Annotated in this window: 15 protein-coding genes; 4 read left to right on the forward strand and 11 right to left on the reverse strand. The window is 70.6% G+C overall.

Annotated elements, in window-relative coordinates:
* Positions 1-7: 7 nt before the first annotated feature.
* A complete protein-coding gene (locus PGH47_RS07225) occupies positions 8-448 on the reverse strand; it encodes an Lrp/AsnC family transcriptional regulator (RefSeq protein WP_030951019.1) in 441 nt (146 codons plus the stop codon).
* Positions 449-716: 268 nt separating this feature from the next.
* On the opposite strand from PGH47_RS07225, the gene PGH47_RS07230 reads away from it, so the two are divergent.
* Positions 717-1154 carry a hypothetical protein gene (locus PGH47_RS07230; RefSeq protein WP_271662747.1) on the forward strand — a complete coding sequence of 146 codons (438 nt, stop codon included), beginning with the start codon at positions 717-719 and terminating at the stop codon, positions 1152-1154.
* 28 nt (positions 1155-1182) lie between these two features.
* On the opposite strand, the gene PGH47_RS07235 is transcribed toward PGH47_RS07230, so the two are convergent.
* The 3 genes from PGH47_RS07235 to PGH47_RS07250 form a co-directional block, all read right to left on the reverse strand.
* Positions 1183-2280 carry a phosphotransferase family protein gene (locus PGH47_RS07235; RefSeq protein ID WP_271662748.1) on the reverse strand — a complete coding sequence of 366 codons (1098 nt, stop codon included), beginning with the start codon at positions 2278-2280 and terminating at the stop codon, positions 1183-1185.
* Between the two features lie 13 nt (positions 2281-2293).
* A complete protein-coding gene (locus PGH47_RS07240; RefSeq protein WP_271662749.1) occupies positions 2294-3397 on the reverse strand; it encodes a hypothetical protein in 1104 nt (367 codons plus the stop codon).
* Between the two features lie 354 nt (positions 3398-3751).
* Positions 3752-4924 (reverse strand): acyl-CoA dehydrogenase family protein, encoded by a 1173-nt coding sequence (locus tag PGH47_RS07250; RefSeq protein ID WP_271662750.1) that lies wholly within the window; start codon positions 4922-4924, stop codon positions 3752-3754.
* 334 nt (positions 4925-5258) lie between these two features.
* Here PGH47_RS07250 and PGH47_RS07255 point away from each other — a divergent pair, with 334 nt between their 5' ends.
* The gene (locus tag PGH47_RS07255; protein WP_271662751.1) at positions 5259-6497 is read left to right on the forward strand and encodes a glycoside hydrolase family 18 protein; all 1239 of its coding nucleotides are present in this window, start codon (positions 5259-5261) and stop codon (positions 6495-6497) included.
* A gap of 64 nt (positions 6498-6561) precedes the next feature.
* Here PGH47_RS07255 and PGH47_RS07260 read toward each other — a convergent pair whose 3' ends face one another.
* From PGH47_RS07260 to PGH47_RS07280, 5 genes are all read right to left on the reverse strand, one after another.
* Positions 6562-7221: a TetR/AcrR family transcriptional regulator gene (locus PGH47_RS07260; RefSeq protein ID WP_126900812.1), complete on the reverse strand. Its 660-nt coding sequence runs from the start codon at positions 7219-7221 to the stop codon at positions 6562-6564.
* Positions 7222-7367: 146 nt separating this feature from the next.
* Complete coding sequence (locus PGH47_RS07265) at positions 7368-7508, reverse strand: SCO1431 family membrane protein (protein ID WP_271662752.1); 141 nt, start codon at positions 7506-7508, stop codon at positions 7368-7370.
* 46 nt (positions 7509-7554) lie between these two features.
* Entirely contained in the window at positions 7555-8928 is a 1374-nt protein-coding gene (locus PGH47_RS07270; RefSeq protein WP_271662753.1) for a peptidase C39 family protein, read from the reverse strand.
* 248 nt (positions 8929-9176) lie between these two features.
* Complete coding sequence (locus tag PGH47_RS07275) at positions 9177-10718, reverse strand: amino acid permease (protein ID WP_401560325.1); 1542 nt, start codon at positions 10716-10718, stop codon at positions 9177-9179.
* A gap of 37 nt (positions 10719-10755) precedes the next feature.
* The gene (locus tag PGH47_RS07280; protein WP_271662755.1) at positions 10756-11709 is read right to left on the reverse strand and encodes a hypothetical protein; all 954 of its coding nucleotides are present in this window, start codon (positions 11707-11709) and stop codon (positions 10756-10758) included.
* A 209-nt stretch (positions 11710-11918) separates the two neighbouring features.
* On the opposite strand from PGH47_RS07280, the gene PGH47_RS07285 reads away from it, so the two are divergent.
* Both PGH47_RS07285 and PGH47_RS07290 read left to right on the forward strand, forming a co-directional pair.
* Positions 11919-12572 (forward strand): uridine kinase family protein, encoded by a 654-nt coding sequence (locus tag PGH47_RS07285; protein WP_271662756.1) that lies wholly within the window; start codon positions 11919-11921, stop codon positions 12570-12572.
* A gap of 437 nt (positions 12573-13009) precedes the next feature.
* On the forward strand, positions 13010-14863 hold the full coding sequence (locus tag PGH47_RS07290; RefSeq protein WP_271662757.1) for an AAA family ATPase: 1854 nt from the start codon (positions 13010-13012) through the stop codon (positions 14861-14863).
* A 25-nt stretch (positions 14864-14888) separates the two neighbouring features.
* Here PGH47_RS07290 and PGH47_RS07295 read toward each other — a convergent pair whose 3' ends face one another.
* Complete coding sequence (locus PGH47_RS07295) at positions 14889-15977, reverse strand: hemolysin family protein (RefSeq protein WP_271662758.1); 1089 nt, start codon at positions 15975-15977, stop codon at positions 14889-14891.
* The gene (locus tag PGH47_RS07300; RefSeq protein WP_271662759.1) at positions 15974-17299 is read right to left on the reverse strand and encodes a hemolysin family protein; all 1326 of its coding nucleotides are present in this window, start codon (positions 17297-17299) and stop codon (positions 15974-15976) included. The genes PGH47_RS07295 and PGH47_RS07300 overlap by 4 nt, the downstream gene beginning before the upstream one ends.
* Between the last annotated feature and the right edge of the window lie 81 nt (positions 17300-17380).

The raw sequence follows: 17380 nt of genomic DNA on the forward strand, positions 1-17380 counted from the left end.
ACGGCGATCAGACCTTCGGCGGCCTCGCCTCGTACGGCGTCGACAGGACGACCGTCGTCCGCGTGGACACCCCCGCCAGCGACCGCACCCGGGCCAGCAGCTCCTCCAGCTCGTGCGGCGTGGCCACCCGCACCTTGAGGATGTAGTTCTCGTCGCCCGCCACGCTGTGGCACGCCTCGATCTCGGGCACACCGGCGAGCCGGTCCGCTATGTCGTCGGGGGCGCTGGGATCGAACGGTTTCACCGAGATGAAGGCCGTCATGGGCAGCCCCACGGCCTCCGGGTCGACGACCGCGGCATAGCCGCGGATGACGCCGCGCTGTTCCAGCCGGCGCACCCGCTGGTGCACGGCCGACGTGGACAGGCCGGTGGCCTTGCCCAGGTCGGTGTAGCTCATCCGCCCGTCCTTGACGAGCAGCTGCACGATTTGTCGGTCCAGCTCCTCCATGGCGCAAGAACCTACAGTGCGGCTGATCTCCTCGGATACCTCAGCAGACCAGGTCATGCCCGGTTTGTGATGTGGTGCGCGACCGGCTGTGAGCCGCCTGAGGGACAAACCGGCCGCCTCGGGCACCTGCGAGCGGCATGTGACGAAGGCCACAGGCCCCGAACAGGCTCCGTGATGCCCCCGTGATTAATGCCGAGACGAGGCGGGAAGTGCTTGCTGTGGTCGAGGCCGCAGTGCCGTCACGGCCCAGCCCGAGGGGGAGAATCCCATGCAGAGTCTTAAGCGCCCTGGTCGCACCACGCCCAAGCGGCAGCAGCTGGTCGTCGAGCCCGCTCCGGAGGGTGTCGAACCCGACGCCCTGGAGGACGACGAACTCGACGCGTACGACACCTTCGAGATGTACCGGGTGATCTGCCCGGACTGCGCGCAGCCCATCGCCCTGCTGGCGGACGAGGAGGTCCTGCCGGAGCACGCGCTGTGTGCCTCGCCTTGGAACCCCTTCGGCCTCACGGTCTGCGCCGGCACGGGCCGCCGGGCCGCCGAGGCCCGCTCCGCCGACGAGTCGGACGAACCGCAGGAGCAGGACACCGCCCTGCTGTTGACGCTCCCTCAGGGGCTGGACTGGCGGACGCAGCCCTTCTCGCACGTCGGCGGCCCGGGCTCACGCCCCATCAGGGTCCCGGTCATGCGGCGCCAGGCCGCCTGAGCGCGTTCGTCGTTCGTCCGCGCCTCGCTCAATTCCAGTAGCTGCCCTGCACCATGGCTCGCAGGCTGCCGTGGTGCAGGATCAGTGTGTCCGGGTCCGCCGGGACTGCCACTTCGCCGAAGTGGGCCTGGCGGTAGGCGATGCGCAGCATGACGACGCCGTGCCGCAGGGCGGCGTACAGCGTGTAGAACTCCATGTCGCGGGGGGTGTGGCCGGTGAGGTCCGCGTAGCGGGCCTCGACGCGGTCGCGGCGCAGGAAGTCCGGCAGTCCGGGCTGTCCGAAGGCGACCGTGAGGTCCTGGAAGAAGCGGTGCAGATAGACGGTCCAGCCGAGGTCGACCTCGCGCGGGGCGAGGGCCGCCATCTCCCAGTCCAGTACGGCCGCCGGGGCGAACCCGTCGTAGACGACGTTGCCGATGCGCGCGTCGCCCCAGTTGAGCACGGGTGTGCCCGGATCGCGCGGCCAGAGGTCCTCCAGGCGTGCGAACGCGTCCTCGATGAGCGGTGAGCGGGCGAGTCCGTCAACCACCCATTCGTAGTAGGCGCGTTGGGCCGTCACGTGCCGTCGCAGGGAGTCCCCCTCACCCGGCAGGGCGAGGAACTCCGCCTCCCGCTTCGGCACTTGGTCGTGCAGCCGGGCCAGCAGGCCGATCGAGGCCGCCTCCAGCCGCTCGCGCTCCTCGTCGCTCGCCGCGTGCAGCCAGTTGCCCTCGTAGGTGTACGGCATGACGTCCGGCGGCACGCGTCCCGCGACGCGCTCCATGACGAAGAACGGCGCCCCCAGCGGACCGGGATCCTCCTCCAGCCACAGCACCCTGGGCACGGGAAGATCCGTGTGCTCGGCGACGACGCGCATCGTCCGGTACTGGCGCGGCATGTCGTACACCGGGAAGACGGTGTACGCCGCCGGGTCGGCCGCGAGCCGCAAAGCGCACGCGCGCACGGGCGCCTGCGGGTGCCGGATCCCGAAGAGCAGGGTCTCGCTGGACAGGCCGTTCGACTCGGGGACGGTGACGCCGACCGCCTCGGCGCCGGGCAGCCGGGTGCGGAGCCAGGCGTTGAGGCGGCGGGTGATCTCCTGCGGGTCGCGGGTGCTGGTGCGCGGGCGCGGTGCCGTGGCTGCCATGACGCAGAACCCCCTAGGGTGCGACCGACTTGAAGTCCGCGAAGCCGCTCGGGTCGTGCCGCCCGAACGAGCCGTGCTCGAAGATGCCGTGACCGGTCAGGCCGTCCAGCCGGAAGCGCGCGGCGTGGTCGGTGACGCCGTACGCCGCCAGTGGGTGGGGTTGGGTGAGGTCGTAGGTGCGCCGGTCGGTCCAGCCTCGGCCGCGCCAGGTGCCGTGCTGCCAGTCGTCGGCGGGTGGATAGCCGGCGCCGACGGCGAGCGCGGAGGAGGTGAGGATCTCCACCTCCAGCTCCTGCGGCTTGCGCAGGTCGCCGAGGTGGACGACGGCGCGTTCGGGGTGGCGGGTGCCCGGGCGGTAGGTGATCTCGGCCTGGGGCCAGCCGAGTTGGGTGTCGCGCCGGCCGGGGCGGACCAGCGTCGCCTCGTTCAGCGAGCGGTGCCCGTCGGCGTCCTCCTGGAGGATCACCATCAGGAACCGGTCCTCGAAGCGGACCGGGCACCAGATCCAGTGGAAGCCCTCCGTCGGGTGCTCCTCGGCGAGACGCCCGCCGTCCTCCCCCGGTATGGGCCGCACACCCCAGCTGCGGTCCCGGGTGCCGGTCCACCCGGCCTCGGTGACCCGGAACTCCTCACCCCCGGCGCGGATCACCCCCGACACGCTCCCCGCCTGCACGAACCGGCGCCCTTCGAGGGTGAGCCGGTCGCCGCGGCGCTGGACGTGATGGGGTTCCCACAGGGCCGGGAAGCCTGCGGTCCAGGTCAAGTCGTACGACAGCGAGTCGTCGTCCCCGACGAGGCGCAGCCGGCGCAGCGGCTCCTCGACCTCGATCCGCAGCGGCCCGACGGCGAGCCGCATACGGTCCTCGCCGAGCGCGTCCGAGGCGCGTACGGCGTGCAGGGTGTCCCCCACCCGCAGGGTGGCGTAGGCGTCGATCACCCCGGCGTTCGGGTACACCCCGAGCCCGAGGATCAGCAGCGCACGCCCCTGATGGTCGAGGACGTGGAAGATGCAGCGGTCGTAGGCGTTCCGGTCGCCGGTCGCGACGTGCTTCATGGACAGCGGCACCTGGTGCACCGGGTACTCGTCGAGCGGTACCGGGCGGTCGTCCTCGGTCATGGCGAACCTCCCTGGACGCGGGCTGCGCTGACGGTACGTCAGACAGCCTCGGGTGACCAGAGAGGGAACCGGACGGGGGTGAACTCACGCCCGATTCCGACCGACGGTGACTTGTCCCGCCACCTCCGCGTTGCCCGGGTATGCCCCACACCTACTACGGGACCGGGCCCCAGCGCCGCGTCTTCGTTCCCCGGCCCGCAGGAACGCTTCAGCCGCCGGCGCCCCCGCAGCAGCAGGATCCGCCGATCTACCGCGACCTGATGCGGATGTGGGCGGACCGTGGCCGTACCCTGCCCGGGCACCACGACCCGGAGTGGATCCGGCTCGCGGCGCCCACGGTCAAGCACGGCCAGTTCAGCGTCCCTCGGGACCAGCTAGGTGACGGGCGATGACCATCCGCTGAATCTGGTTGGTGCCCTCGACGATCTGGAGCACCTTGGCCTCGCGCATGTAGCGCTCGGCCGGGAAGTCCGCGGTGTAGCCGTACCCGCCGAGGACCTGGACGGCGTCGGTGGTGACCTTCATCGCCGTGTCGGTGCAGTGCAGCTTGGCCATCGCCGCCTGCTTGGCGAACGGCCTGCCCGCGTCCCGCAGCCGCGCCGCCGCCAGGTACAGCGCCCGGCCCGCCTCGATCTGGGTGGCCATGTCGGCGAGCATGAAGCGCAGGCCCTGGAAGTCGGCGATCGGCTTGCCGAACTGCCGGCGCTCGGTCGCGTAGGTCACCGCCTCGTCGAGCGCCGCCTGGGCGACGCCGATCGCGCAGGCCGCGATGCCGAGCCGGCCGGAGTCGAGCGCGGAGAGGGCGATGGCGAAGCCCTGGCCCTCCTCGCCGATGCGCCGCTCGTCGCCGACCCGGACGCCGTCGAAGTGGACCTGGGCGGTGGGCGATCCCTTCATGCCCATCTTCTTCTCGGGCGCCGCGGCGCTCAGCCCGGCGGCGTCGGCGGGCACCAGGAACGCGCTGATCCCGCGCGGGCCGTCCTCGCCGGTGCGGGCCATGACGGTGTAGAAGTCGGCGATGCCGCCGTGGGTGATCCACGCCTTGGTGCCGGTGATGACCCAGCCCTCGCCGTCGCGCACGGCCTTCGTCCGCAGCGAGGCCGCGTCGGACCCGGAGGCCGGCTCGGAGAGGCAGTACGCGCCGAGAAGCCCGCCGCCGAGCATCGCGGGGAGGTGCTCGACCTGCTGCTGCTTGCTGCCGTAGGTGGCGAGCGCGTAGGAGGCCAGGGTGTGCACGCTGACGCCGAGGCCGACGGTGAGGCGGACCGCGGCGAGCTCTTCGAGGACTTGGAGGTAGACCTCGTACGGCTGGTCGCCGCCGCCGTACTCGGAGTCGTACGGCAGGCCGAGCAGTCCGGATTCGGAGAGCAGGGTGAAGACCTCGCGCGGGAAGCGTCCGGCGTCCTCCTCCTCGGCCGCCTTCGGGGCGATCTCGCGCTGCGCGATGTCGCGGACGAGCGAGATCAGATCCCGGGCCTCGTCCGTGGGCAGTTGACGGTCCACCGGCTGCGGGGCGCGGTCGGGCATGTCGACGATCCTCCCTGTCGGGCACGTCGGCGGACGTACGCCTTGGGTGGGGCGGCTCCGCCGGGTCTCACTGGTGCCGGGCCGATGCTCGCATTCCCGGGTCTCGGAAGCTGCTGACCAGCGGCTGTGCGCTGTGAGTATGCCCGATCGGAGGCATCGAGTCACCAGTTAACGACCGCTCACTTCAAGAAGTGTCCGACACGTCATCAACGCTTCCAAAATTGGTCCGAACCATTGACGTACTGGTCTAGTCCTCCTACCGTGACGGATCAACGCATCATCGCGTTCATGCCAATCGGCACTTGCTCCCCTCTCCCCCACGAGGAGACACCCGATGCACCTTTCGCACCGCCCGCGCACCCGGCTTCGGGCGCTCGTGTCCGCCGCATGCGCGGCCGTCCTCGGCGTCGGACTGCTCGCCGGCGCCGGCACGGCCACCGCCGAACCCGACTCCGCACCGAAACTGGCCGCCGGCTCCAAGGTCGTCGGCTACTTCACGGAATGGGGCACCTACGACCGCAAGTACTACGTCAAGAACATCGAGACCTCGGGCTCGGCGGCCAAGCTGACCCACATCAACTACGCCTTCGGCAACGTCACCGGCGGCAAGTGCGCGATGGGCGACTCCTACGCCGCCACCGAACGCACCTACACCGCCGCCGAGTCGGTGGACGGCGTCGCCGACACCTGGGACCAGCCGCTGCGCGGCAACTTCAACCAGCTGCGCGAGCTCAAGAAGAAGCACCCGGGCCTGAAGGTCCTGTGGTCCTTCGGCGGCTGGACCTGGTCGACCGGCTTCGGCGAGGCGGCCCGCAACCCGGCCGCGTTCGCCCAGTCCTGCTACGACCTGGTCGAGAACTCCAAGTGGGCGGATGTCTTCGACGGCATCGACATCGACTGGGAGTACCCGAACGCGTGCGGCGCCACCTGTGACACCAGCGGCCGCGAGGCCTTCAAGAACCTGATGTCGGCGGTGCGTGCCAAGTTCGGCTCGGGCAACCTCGTCACCGCGGCAATCACGGCCGACGCCACCAGCGGCGGCAAGATCGACGCGGCGAACTACGCGGGCGCGGCGCAGTACGTCGACTGGTACAACCCGATGACGTACGACTTCTTCGGTGCCTGGGACGCGACCGGTCCCACGGCTCCGCATTCGGCGCTGAACTCCTACTCCGGCATCCCGAAGGCCAACTTCCACACCTCGGCGACCATCGCCAAGCTCAAGGGCCTCGGCGTCCCGTCGTCCAAGCTGCTGCTCGGCATCGGCTTCTACGGCCGCGGCTGGACCGGCGTCACGCAGTCGGCACCCGGCGGCACGGCGACCGGGGCGGCGGCCGGCACCTACGAGGCGGGCATCGAGGACTACAAGGTCCTCAAGACCAAGTGCCCGGCGACCGGGACGGTGGGCGGCACCGCATACGCCAAGTGCGGCAGCAACTGGTGGAGTTACGACACCCCGGGGACCATCGCGAGCAAGATGACCTACAAGAACCAGCAGGGGCTGGGCGGGACCTTCTTCTGGGAGCTGAGCGGGGACACGGCGAACGGTGAGCTGATCAAGTCCATCAACTAGCCGGTCCCACGGGGGGCTTGGGGCGGGGGACCACGAGACCTCCGCCCCATGCGCACGCCCGGGGTCAGTCCTCCCGGCGGGCCGGCTCCGGGGCCCGGTAGTCCGGGTCGAGCTCCTCGATGGAGCGCATGGCGCCGCCGAGCATCTTCACCAGCAGCTCGCGCATGGTGTCCCGGGGCAGCTCGGGGCGGTCTATCCAGTCGAGGGTGGCGCCCTCCACACTGCACACCCAGGCGAGCAGGCCCATGCGGGCGATCGGGGCGATGTCGGTCCGGCCGTACGCCCCCTCGGCGAGGGTCGCGACGATCGCCTCGCGCACGCCGTCCCGGATGGCGTGCACCTCGGTGTCGAAGCCGACGCCGCCGCTGACGATGGTGCGGTAGGCGGCCTGGTTGTGCTCGGCGTAGCGCAGATAGCTGTCGATGGTGCGGTGGACCCGGTCGACCGCGTTCAGCTCGACGCCGCTGGCCGCGTAGGTGACCAGGTCGGCGACGGAGTCCTGGATGATGGCCAGGTAGTAGCCGCGCTTGGACTGGAAGTAGTAGTAGATGAGCCCCTTGGCGACATGGGCCTGGCGTGCGATGTCGTCCATGGAGAGCGCGTCGTACGACGTGTCGGCGAACAGCTTCCGCCCGATGGCGATGAGTTCGGCACGGCGCGCCACCGAGCGTTCGGTGCCGCGTGCCCGGGGACGGGCCGCGTCGCGCTGTTGACTAATATTCAATTTAGACCCTGTTGTTCAACGGGCTGCGGGACATCGGCAGTATGCCAGACCTCCACCAGCCGCCCGTTCGAGTCTGAACGACTCCGACCGGCACGTGAACAACAGGGTCGGGATATGTCCACACAAACGTTTCTGTGTGGGTCAGCTCACAACAGCCCGAGCTGAGTGACGAGCATCGCGACAACCACGACAAGGGTCCAGCCCAGGACGTGCTCGAGGATCTTCGGGCCGTCCCCCTTGGGGCCGCCGGTGCGGGCCCGGGTGGCGGTGGCTGAGTGCGCGGTCATATGCCCACCTTGCCATCGGAAACGGCTTATGCGGCGGAGACCTTGCTCACAGGACGCCCACCGCGGCGAGCGCCGCGCGCTGGCGCGGGTTCGGGCACGCGGGGAAGTAGAGATAGCAGACGCCGCCGGTGCCGGAGACGACCTTGCCGCTGGCGTTGTACCGCTTGGTCCGCAGCCAGATGTTCTCCCACTCGCGCCGCTTGTAGACGCGCCGCACCGCCTCGTTGTCGGCCGAGTTCGGGTCGTTGGCGATCACGTCGCCGTCCGCGGTGAAGCCGACGACCGTCATCAGATGGCCGGCGGTGCCGTACCCCGCCCCGGTCAGCTCCTCCTTCAGGAAGGACTGGGACGTTATGGCCGGGATGCCGGCCGCGATGAGCGTCTCCAGGTCGGTGAGCGAGCCGAGCCGGGTGACGACGCCCTGGAGGTCGTCGAAGGTGGCGGCGTAGGCCGCGTTGAAGGGCCAGTTCCCGCAGCCCTCGTACTGGTAGTCGTAGGTGAACCGGGCCGCGTGGCAGACCTGCGGGTCGGCGAAGGCCGGGTCGACCCAGGACGTCTGCTCCGGGGTGAGCCGGCCGCCCCAGTACTCGACGATCATCTGCGAGGAGGTGGGGCTGCACCAGGCCTCGCCGCCGTTGTCGTACTCCGGGTACTGGCCGACGTGGGTCTCCTGCGAGTACCGCGGGACCAGCAGTTCCTGCGCGAGGCCGGGGGTGGAGGCCGGGACGGTGAAGCGGTCGGGGACGTCGGAGCCCATCGCGCCGACCCGCCAGACCTTGGGGGTGAGCCGGGTGCCGGGCCTGCGGTAGAGGGTCAGCCGCAGCCGGTACGCCGTCAGCCGCAGCCCGGTCGCCGGGTCGTCGATCGCGAACGTGTCCGTCCAGATGCTGCTCCTGCCGTCGCTCTGGTCGTCGACCGAGGTCCGGCGGATGTCCTGGTCGCCGGCGGCCCAGCGGCCGAGGACGTACCAGGGGGTGGCCGTACCGTCGGAGTACGTGCCCTCCAGTTCGATCTGGAGCCAGGTGCCCTCGGGGGTGTGCGCGTTCCAGGAGGCGATCGCCTCGGTCGCGGGCACGCCGAGCCGATGGACCGGGGAGGTCCAGGTCGCGTACTCCCAGCTCGCGGTCCGGCCGGTGTGGGGGTCGGTGTAGTCGACGGTGCCGGCGGGCGCGGTGATCACGATGCCGGGGCGGCGGCCGGACAGGGCCCGAGTGCCCTGGGCGGTGCCGCAGCGCCAGTCGCGGTACGTGGTCCAGGCGCGGTTGTCGACGGTGCGGACCTGGGCGTCGGCGGAGGGCGGGGACTCGGCGGCGGCCTCGGCGCCGCTGTCGGCGGCGGCCGGGCCCGTGCCGCCCGCGACGGCCGCGGCGACCGCGGCGGCGAGGACGGTTCTGCGGGACGGCTGTTCGGCTCTGCTCATGGGCGGATGACCCCCAGGTGTCCGAGTCGGGCGGATCCTGTGCACGGCTGTCCGCCAACTATGAACGCCGGAGGCAGCCTCTGCCAGCACTTCGGTCCCTGGCGTGGCTACGAATATTGGTATCGACCATTGGCGTGAACGGACCAAGACCTGAAGCCCCAATCCCCTTGCGAACAGCGCGAGATGAGCGACAAGGCCCCCGACGCGCACCGCCGTGGCAGTGCGCACCAGGGGCCGATGACGGTTCGTCAGACCAGGTCCATGGCCGCCACCTCGTCGGGCCGGCCGTAGCTGACCGGGCCGTGGAAGCGGCGTCGGGCGCTGGTGAACCACCAGACCGTGGCCACGGCCAGGACCGCGGCCAGGGCGACCGGCGCGTAATTGAACGAGTCGACGGTGACCGGCGAGGCCTGCGGCAGCATGAACAGGACGCTGCTGACCAGGATCCAGGTCACCGCGACGATCCCGACCGGGCGGCCCCAGCGGCCGAGGTGCCAGGGCCCCGGCTGGAACTCGTCGCCGAGCCGCAGCCTGAGCAGGATCGGGACGGCGTAGGCGAGGAAGAGCCCGACGACGTTGACGCTGACGATGGCCGTGAACGCCGTGTGCGACCACCAGCCCGGCACCACCAGCGTCAGCGAGCAGCCGACCGCCAGCCACACCGCCTTGACGGGGGTGCGGGTGCGCGGCGAGACCGAGTGCCACCAGCGCGAGCCCGGCATCGCCCCGTCCCGGGAGAAGGCGAAGATCTGCCGGGTGTTGCTGGTGAGATTGGCGAGTCCGCAGAAGAGCATGGCGCCGATCACGATCAACAGCAGTGCCTTCGCGCCGCCGAGTCCGAGGCCGTCGATCAGAATCTGCACGGGTGGTGCGTCGGCGCCCGCGACCCGGTCGTAGTCACGAATGCTGTAGACCAGTGCCAGCATCAGCAGCAGTCCGGCGATTGCCGAGTATGCGATCGCCCGCGTGATCCCCCTCGGTGCGTTGACGGTGGCACGGACCGTTTCCTCGGACATGTGGAAGCTGCCGTCGAAGCCCGTGAAGGTCCAGCTGGTGACGAGCAGTCCGAGCATGCCGCCGTAAAGGCCGCTAGTGAAACCGGTGTTGTTCGCGAAATGCGTGACATACGAGGCCGGTTGATGGTGATCCGGAATGACTATGAGTGCCGTCACGATGACCACGAGTCCGCACAGGAGCCACCAGACGGAGATCCTGTTCAGTACGGCGACCAGCTGGACGGTGTAGGTGTTCGCGAGCCCCTGGAGCACGATGATCAGGGCCGTGATCAGCACCGTGCGGTGGCCGGTCGGCTCGTACGAGGGCCACTGGAGGGTGATGAAGGCCTGGATGAAGGTGGCGGCGGCATACCCGGTGGCGGCCGTACCGCCGACCTGGCCCACGAAGTTCAGCCATCCGGTGTACCAGGACCAGGCACCCTTGTGGCGTTTGGCGAGTTTGCCGGCGGAGAAATACAGCGCGCCGCTCGTCGGATAGGCGGAAGCCACTTCCGCCATCGCTGCTCCCACGAAGAGCACCATGACGGAGACGCCTATCCAGCCGAAGACGAGAATGCTCGGGCCGCCCGCGTTCAGACCGAATCCGAAACCCGAGAAGATACCCGAGATGATGTTGATGATGGTGAATGAGATGGCGAAATTGTCGAACGCCTGAAAGCGCCGCGTGAGTTTTCTCGGATAACCCATCGCATGCAGTGTGGCGTCGTCGTCGAGCGCGTGCGGATCCGCTCCACCGCGCGCTCGGGCGCGCGGGGCGGATATCCGGTGTGACACGGGCCGGACCTTTCTCTCGGTGGGGGGTGGTGGCACGTCAGGCGGCCGGCACGGGCAGCCCACAGGCGCGGCGCGCCCGGGACAGCTGCTCGGCCGGGTCGCCGAAGACGGACCAGGGCATGCGCGAGGCGTAGGGACCCATCGCCGTGAAGACGAGGCGTGCCTGCGCCTCGCACCGGGCCATGACCAGGGCATGCGCGAGGTAGGCCAGGTCGAGGACCGGAGTGAAGGGGTAGCCGGCCACCACGGGCAGCCAGCTCTGGTGGATGTCCAGCGCCGTCGAACGCCACTGCGGCTGCTCCCAGACGCGGTCGGCGAGCAGCTGGGTGGGGTCGTAGCACTCGACCAGGGCGACCAGCGGGAGCAGCCGCAGCGGCGAGTCGACGGGGGCTCGCTGCCCGAGGAAGGCGGCGACGTCCCAGGCGCCCGTCACGGAGCCGCCGTAGCGGGGGAAGAAGCAGGCCAGAAAGCGGTGGTGGGCCTCGCGGTGCCAGGGGTCGAGGGACAGCACGTGCGCGAACAGCCGCCACGGTCCGGGCGGGGCGGTGAGCAGCCCGCGCGGCGCCTGGTCGCGCAGCCGGTGCAGCCGGGCCATGGCGAGCTTGGCCACCCAGGGCGTGGGATCGCCCGGGTCGCCCGTCGTGGCCCGCTCGCAGGCGGCCAGCGCTATCCGCTCCAGCGCCTCGGTTCGCGGGTCGCGGGCGTCGGCCGCGCGCAATGCCCGCAGCACGGCGACCCGCGCCCACATCAGGGCGGCCTCGGGGCCCGGCTCCTCGGTCAGCCAGCGCTCGACGAGGTCGGAGTCGGCGGCCTCCGAGGCGAGCACGAGAGAGCGGTGGGCGCGCAGGGCGAAGTCACCGCGGGTTTCGGCCAGGGCGTCGCGGGAGCTGAGATAACGGCCGGCCCGGACATCGACGCATACGCTGGCCAGCACACGGTCGTCGGCCGCCGGATGCCAGACATACTGCCCTTCGAATAACCCCGCGGCCATGTGTCCCAGCCCATCCCCGTTACGTCACCTCACAGTTGCGCACCTGGCACCTTACTCAGCGTGGACCTCAAGCGGAACGCGGATTTCACTGTGGTGGCCGGAGTTTTTCGGCGGCATTGCGGACAGCGGCCGTCTAGTTCAAAGCGACACGTTTTCTCATCCCGCCGCAGCATCCGCTTTCACCCACTACTAGAATGTTCCAACGAAATATGCCCAACCCCGACCAGCTTTCAGGAAAAACGATTCACGAGCTCGCCGCGCGGCTGCGCCGCCTCCCCCCGTCCTGCGGACCCGTCCGCCTCGTCGGCGTCGACGGGCACGCCGGCTCCGGAAAGTCCACGTTCGCCGGGCAGTTGGCCCGGGAGCTGGACGACGCCCCGGTGCTGCATCTCGACGACGTCGCCAGCCACGACGAGCTGTTCGCGTGGACGGAGCGCCTGCTGACCCAGGTGATCGCACCGCTCGCCGAGGGCCGGACCGCCCACTACACGCCCTACGACTGGCGGGCCCGCCAGTTCGGCGCGCCGGTCGCGCTGCCGCCCGCGCCGGTGATCGTCGTCGAGGGCGTCGGCGCGGGCCGCCGCGCCCTGCGCCCGCACCTCGCCCGGCTGCTGTGGATGGACGTGCCGCACGAGGAGTCGTGGACGCGGGGTCGCTCGCGGGACGGGGAGGAGCAGCGGGAGTTCTGGGAGGGGTGGGTCAGGGCGGAGCTGAGTCACTTCGCCGAGGACCCTTCGCGGCCGTTCGCCGACGCTCTGATTCGGCAGTGCGGGAAGGGATATGAGGTGATTCCTGGGCCTGCCGGGACCCTTGGACCGGACCAGTTCATCACGCACGGTGACGACCCATCGGCAATGTGCTGAACTTGTGAAGAGTGCCTCCGGACAAGTTCCCGGAGTGCTTCAACTCGGCTTGACCCGGGGGCCGTACAGGACTTACGTTCTGAATGTGCGGTCAATCGAGACCGCCCGCAGTCGCGAAGCCCCCGGTTGTTCCCCCGTGATCGGGGGCTTCGTTCTGCCCTGACTCCATTTTTCGGGCGCCGAGCGGCGTGATTTACTCACTCTCGGTCACCGTCCGTACTCCCCCCGATCTGGTCCCACCTCGCCAAACGGCCGGTGCGGCACCCTGGGGCGCGCCATGCCCTCGCAGGTACGATGCCCTCGGTGCGAGCTTCGGACGGCCGCTCTGCGCACCGCTGCAACTCCGGTCCGCGGTAAGGCGGTTCGATCAACCTGATCAAGGCGGCCGACGGCCGGCGGCCTGCCAACCGACGGGGGCACGGTTTGTGGGGGACGTGATGGACTTCGGCACGCAGGGCCCCGAGGCCCCGGCCGACCTCGCCTGGCTGCGAGGTGTGGATGCCTACACCATGGGGGCGTATCCACAGGCGGAGGAGGAGTTCCGCACCGCGGTGCGGATCGATCCCGGGATGGCCGACGGCTGGCTCGGGCTGCACGCGCTGCGCGTCGACACGACGACCGCGCTGCTGCGGATGTTCCGGCACCGGGACCGCTTCGGGGAGCAGCGCGCCCGGCACCGCCGCACGCTCAACTCCTGGTACTGGCTGGGCTGGTGGGTGCAGCCGGTGCTGGAGAGCCCGCGGGACCTGCTGCTGGCGCACGCCTCGCACTGGCTGGACGGCCGGCACGTCCCGGAGCTGGACCGGGCGCTCGCCGGGCTACCGCCCGTGGACACCGACCACCAGGTCCGTTTCCTGCACGCCTGCCGCGCCTATCTGGTGAAGGACTGGGAGCAGCTCGTCCGGCACACCGAACCGCTGCTCGACGATCCGATGCTCGGCATCGAGGCGGGCCTGTTCGGCGGCATGGCTCGGGTGCGCCTGGAGATGTACGGGCAGGCCGAACCCCTGCTGTCGGCCGCGCTGATGCGGTGCCGCAGCGAGCAGCCGCAGCGCAAGGAACTGCGCTACTGGCTGGCCCGGGCGCACGAGGGCACGGGCCGCTCCGCCGCCGCCCTCCCCCTCTACCGCGCCGTGCACCGCGTGGACCCCGCCTTCATGGACACCTCGGCCCGGCTCGCGGCCATCGCCGAGGGCGACGGGTTCGACGACCCCACCGACCTCGCGGCCATCACGCTCACCGGCTTCGGGCAGGACATGGCCGACGGCCTCGACCCGCTCTTCGGCACCGAGGGACGGGACCTGAAGCTGTCGGACCCCGACCTGCCGACGGGCCCGCTGCCTTCGGTGGTGGATCCGGCGGTGCGCGAGAAGACCGCGGTGTCCTCGCAGCCGCTGCCGGCCGGGCCGACCGACCCCGGGTTACTCGAGGAGGCGCTCGCCGAACTCGAGCGCATGGTGGGGCTTGAGCCCGTCAAGCGCCAGGTCAAGGCGCTGTCCGCCCAGCTGAACATGGCCCGGCTGCGCACCGGGCAGGGGCTGCCGGTGCAGCCGCCGAAACGGCACTTCGTCTTCTCCGGCCCCTCGGGCACCGGCAAGACCACGGTCGCGCGCATCCTGGGCCGCGTCTTCTACGCCCTCGGACTGCTCGGCGGCGACCATCTCGTGGAGGCCCAGCGGGCCGACCTGGTCGGCGAGTATCTGGGCCAGACGGCCGTGAAGGCCAATGAACTCATCGACTCCGCGCTCGGCGGGGTCCTCTTCGTGGACGAGGCCTACTCCCTCTCCAACACCGGCTACGGCAAGGGCGACGCCTACGGCGACGAGGCCCTGCAAGTGCTGCTGAAGCGGGCGGAGGACAACCGGGACCACCTGGTCGTGATCCTCGCCGGCTACCCCGAGGGCATGGACCGGCTGCTGGCCGCGAACCCCGGCCTTTCGTCCCGCTTCACGACCCGCGTCGACTTCCCCTCCTACCGCCCCCTCGAACTCACCTCGATCGGTGAGGTCCTCGCCGCGGAGAACGGCGACGTGTGGGACGAGGAGGCGCTGGATGAGCTGCGGTCGATCGCCGGGCACGTGGTCGACCAGGGGTGGATCGACGAGCTGGGCAACGGACGGTTCCTGCGGACGCTGTACGAGAAGAGCTGTGCGTACCGGGATCTGCGGCTGACGACCTACCCGGGTGCGCTGACCCGCGACGAGCTGTCCACGCTCCGGCTGCCGGATCTGATGCAGGCATACGGCGAAGTGCTGTCGGGCCGGGGCCCGCAGGATCCGTCGGCCATGTGACGGATCCCGCGGCCCCGTGTCCGGGTCAGCCGGCCAGTGCCTCTTCCGGCTCCCCGCTGTTCACCCGCGGCCCCGTGACCCGCACCTCGGGCAGCTCGCGATGTGCCGGGTCGCGTACCTCGCCCACCAGGAGCTCCAGTACGTCCTCCAGCGCGACCAGGCCGAGGACCCGACCGGAGGCGTCGGCCACCTGGGCGAGGTGCGTCGCGGCGCGGCGCATCACCGTCAGGGCGTCGTCCAGCGGCAGTTCCGAGCGCAGGGTCGTCATCGGGCGCCACACCTGCTGCGGCACCGCGCGCTCCGACTCCTCCAGGTCCAGTACGTCCTTCACGTGCAGATAGCCCATGAAGGCGCCGTTCTCCGCCGCGATCGGGAAGCGGGAGTACCCGGTGCGGGCGGTGAGCGCGACGATCTGGCCCGGGGTGACCGACGGGCTGACGGTCACCAGGGACTCGCGCCCGAGGAGAACGTCCGTCACCGGGCGGGAGCCCAGCTCCAGGGCGTCCTCCAGGCGCTCCTGCTCCTCGGGGTCGAGCAGGCCCGCCTGGCCGGAGTCCTCGACGAGCCGGTTCAGCTGCTCGCTGGTGAAGACCGCCTCGATCTCGTCCTTCGGCTCGACGCGGAACAGCCGCAGGATGGCCTGTGCGACCGCGCCGAGGGCGACGGTGATCGGCTTGCAGAAGCGGGCGAACCACACCAGGCCGGGGCTGAGCCACAGCGCGACCTTCTCGGGAGCCGCCATGGCCAGGTTCTTCGGCACCATCTCGCCGATGACCAGGTGGAAGAAGACCACCGCGGCGAGCGCGATGACATAGGTGAGCGGGTGGATCATGCTGTCCGGCAGATGGGCCCACTCGAACACCGGCTCCAGCAGATGCGCCACGGTCGGCTCGGCGACCGCGCCGAGTGTCAGCGAGCAGACGGTGATACCGAACTGCGCCGCCGCCATCATCTGCGGCAGCCGCTCCAGGCCGTACAGGACCTGGCGGGCACGTGCCGTGCCCAGCGGTTCGATCTGGCTGCGGCGCACCGAGACCAGGGCGAACTCGGCGCCGACGAAGAAGCCGTTGGCGAGCACGAGCAGCCCGGCGAAGACGAGTTGGAGGACGCTCATCGGGCGACCTCCACCACGGACCCGGTCCGCACCAGGCGCACACGCTCGGCGCGGAAGTGGCCGACCCGGCGCACCGACAGCCGCCAGCCCGGCAGCTCCGCCCGGTCGCCGACTGCCGGGATGCGTCCGAGCAGGTCGGCGACGAGCCCGGCGACGGTCTCGTACGGCCCCTCGGGCACGTCGAGGCCTATGCGCTGGAGGATGTCGACCCGGCAGCTGCCGTCGGCGTCCCAGGCGGGACGGCCGTCCTCCGCCGGGGCGGCGGCGAGTTCGGGCAGGTCCTGACCGTCGTGCTCGTCGCGGACCTCGCCGACGATCTCCTCGACGATGTCCTCCAGCGTGACCACGCCGGCCGTGCCGCCGTACTCGTCGACGACCACGGCGATGGGCTGCTCGCTGCGCAGCTGGGCCAGCAGGGGCTGGACGGGCAGGGTCTCGGGGACGAGCAGCGCCGGGCGGGCGATACGGCCGACGGGGGTGCGCAGCCGCTCACTCGAACGGACCGCGAGCGCGTCCTTCAGATGGACCATGCCGACGATCTCGTCGATCCTCTCCCGGTAGACCGGGAAGCGGGACAGACCGGTGGCGCGGGTGAGGTTGACCACGTCCTCGGCGGTCGCGGACGACTGGAGCGCGCTGACCTTCACACGCGGGGTCATGACGTGCTGCGCGGTGAGCTCAGCGAGCGACAGGGTCCGTACGAAGAGGTCCGCCGTGTCCTGTTCCAGGGCGCCGGCCTGGGCGGAGTGCCGGGCCAGCGAGACGAGTTCGCCTGGGGTGCGGGCGGAGGCCAGTTCCTCGGCGGGCTCGATGCCCAGCGCGCGCACGAGACGGTTCGCGACGGCGTTCAGCGCGGCGATCACCGGGCGGAACAGGCGTGCGAAGACGTGCTGCGGGCCGGCGACGAAACGCGCGACCTGCATCGGCCGGGACACGGCCCAGTTCTTGGGCACGAGCTCGCCGATCACCATCTGCACGGCCGAGGCCAGCAGCATGCCGACGACCACGGCCACACCGGACACCGCGCCCTCGGGGATGCCGATCGCGGTGAACGGGCCGCCCAGCAGCTCGGCGAGCGCCGGTTCGGCCAGCATGCCGACGACGAGGGAGGTGATGGTGATGCCGAGCTGGGTGCCGGAGAGCTGGAAGGACAGTTCCTTGAGCGACTCGACGACCCGGTGGGCCCGGCGGTCGCCCTCGGCGGCGGCCTTCTCGGCGTCCGTCGCCTCGACCGTGACCAGGCCGAACTCGGCGGCCACGAAGAAGCCGTTGGCGAGGATCAGGAGGAACGCGGCTGCGAGAAGCAGCAGGGGGATGCTCATGACGCGGCCGCCCCGGTATGTCGGCTGGGGGCGGCGCAGGTACTACAGGACGATCCGTCCATCGCTGGAGGGAATCACTCC

The organism is Streptomyces sp. HUAS 31 (genome assembly GCF_028198125.1).
GTDB lineage: Bacteria > Actinomycetota > Actinomycetes > Streptomycetales > Streptomycetaceae > Streptomyces > Streptomyces chartreusis.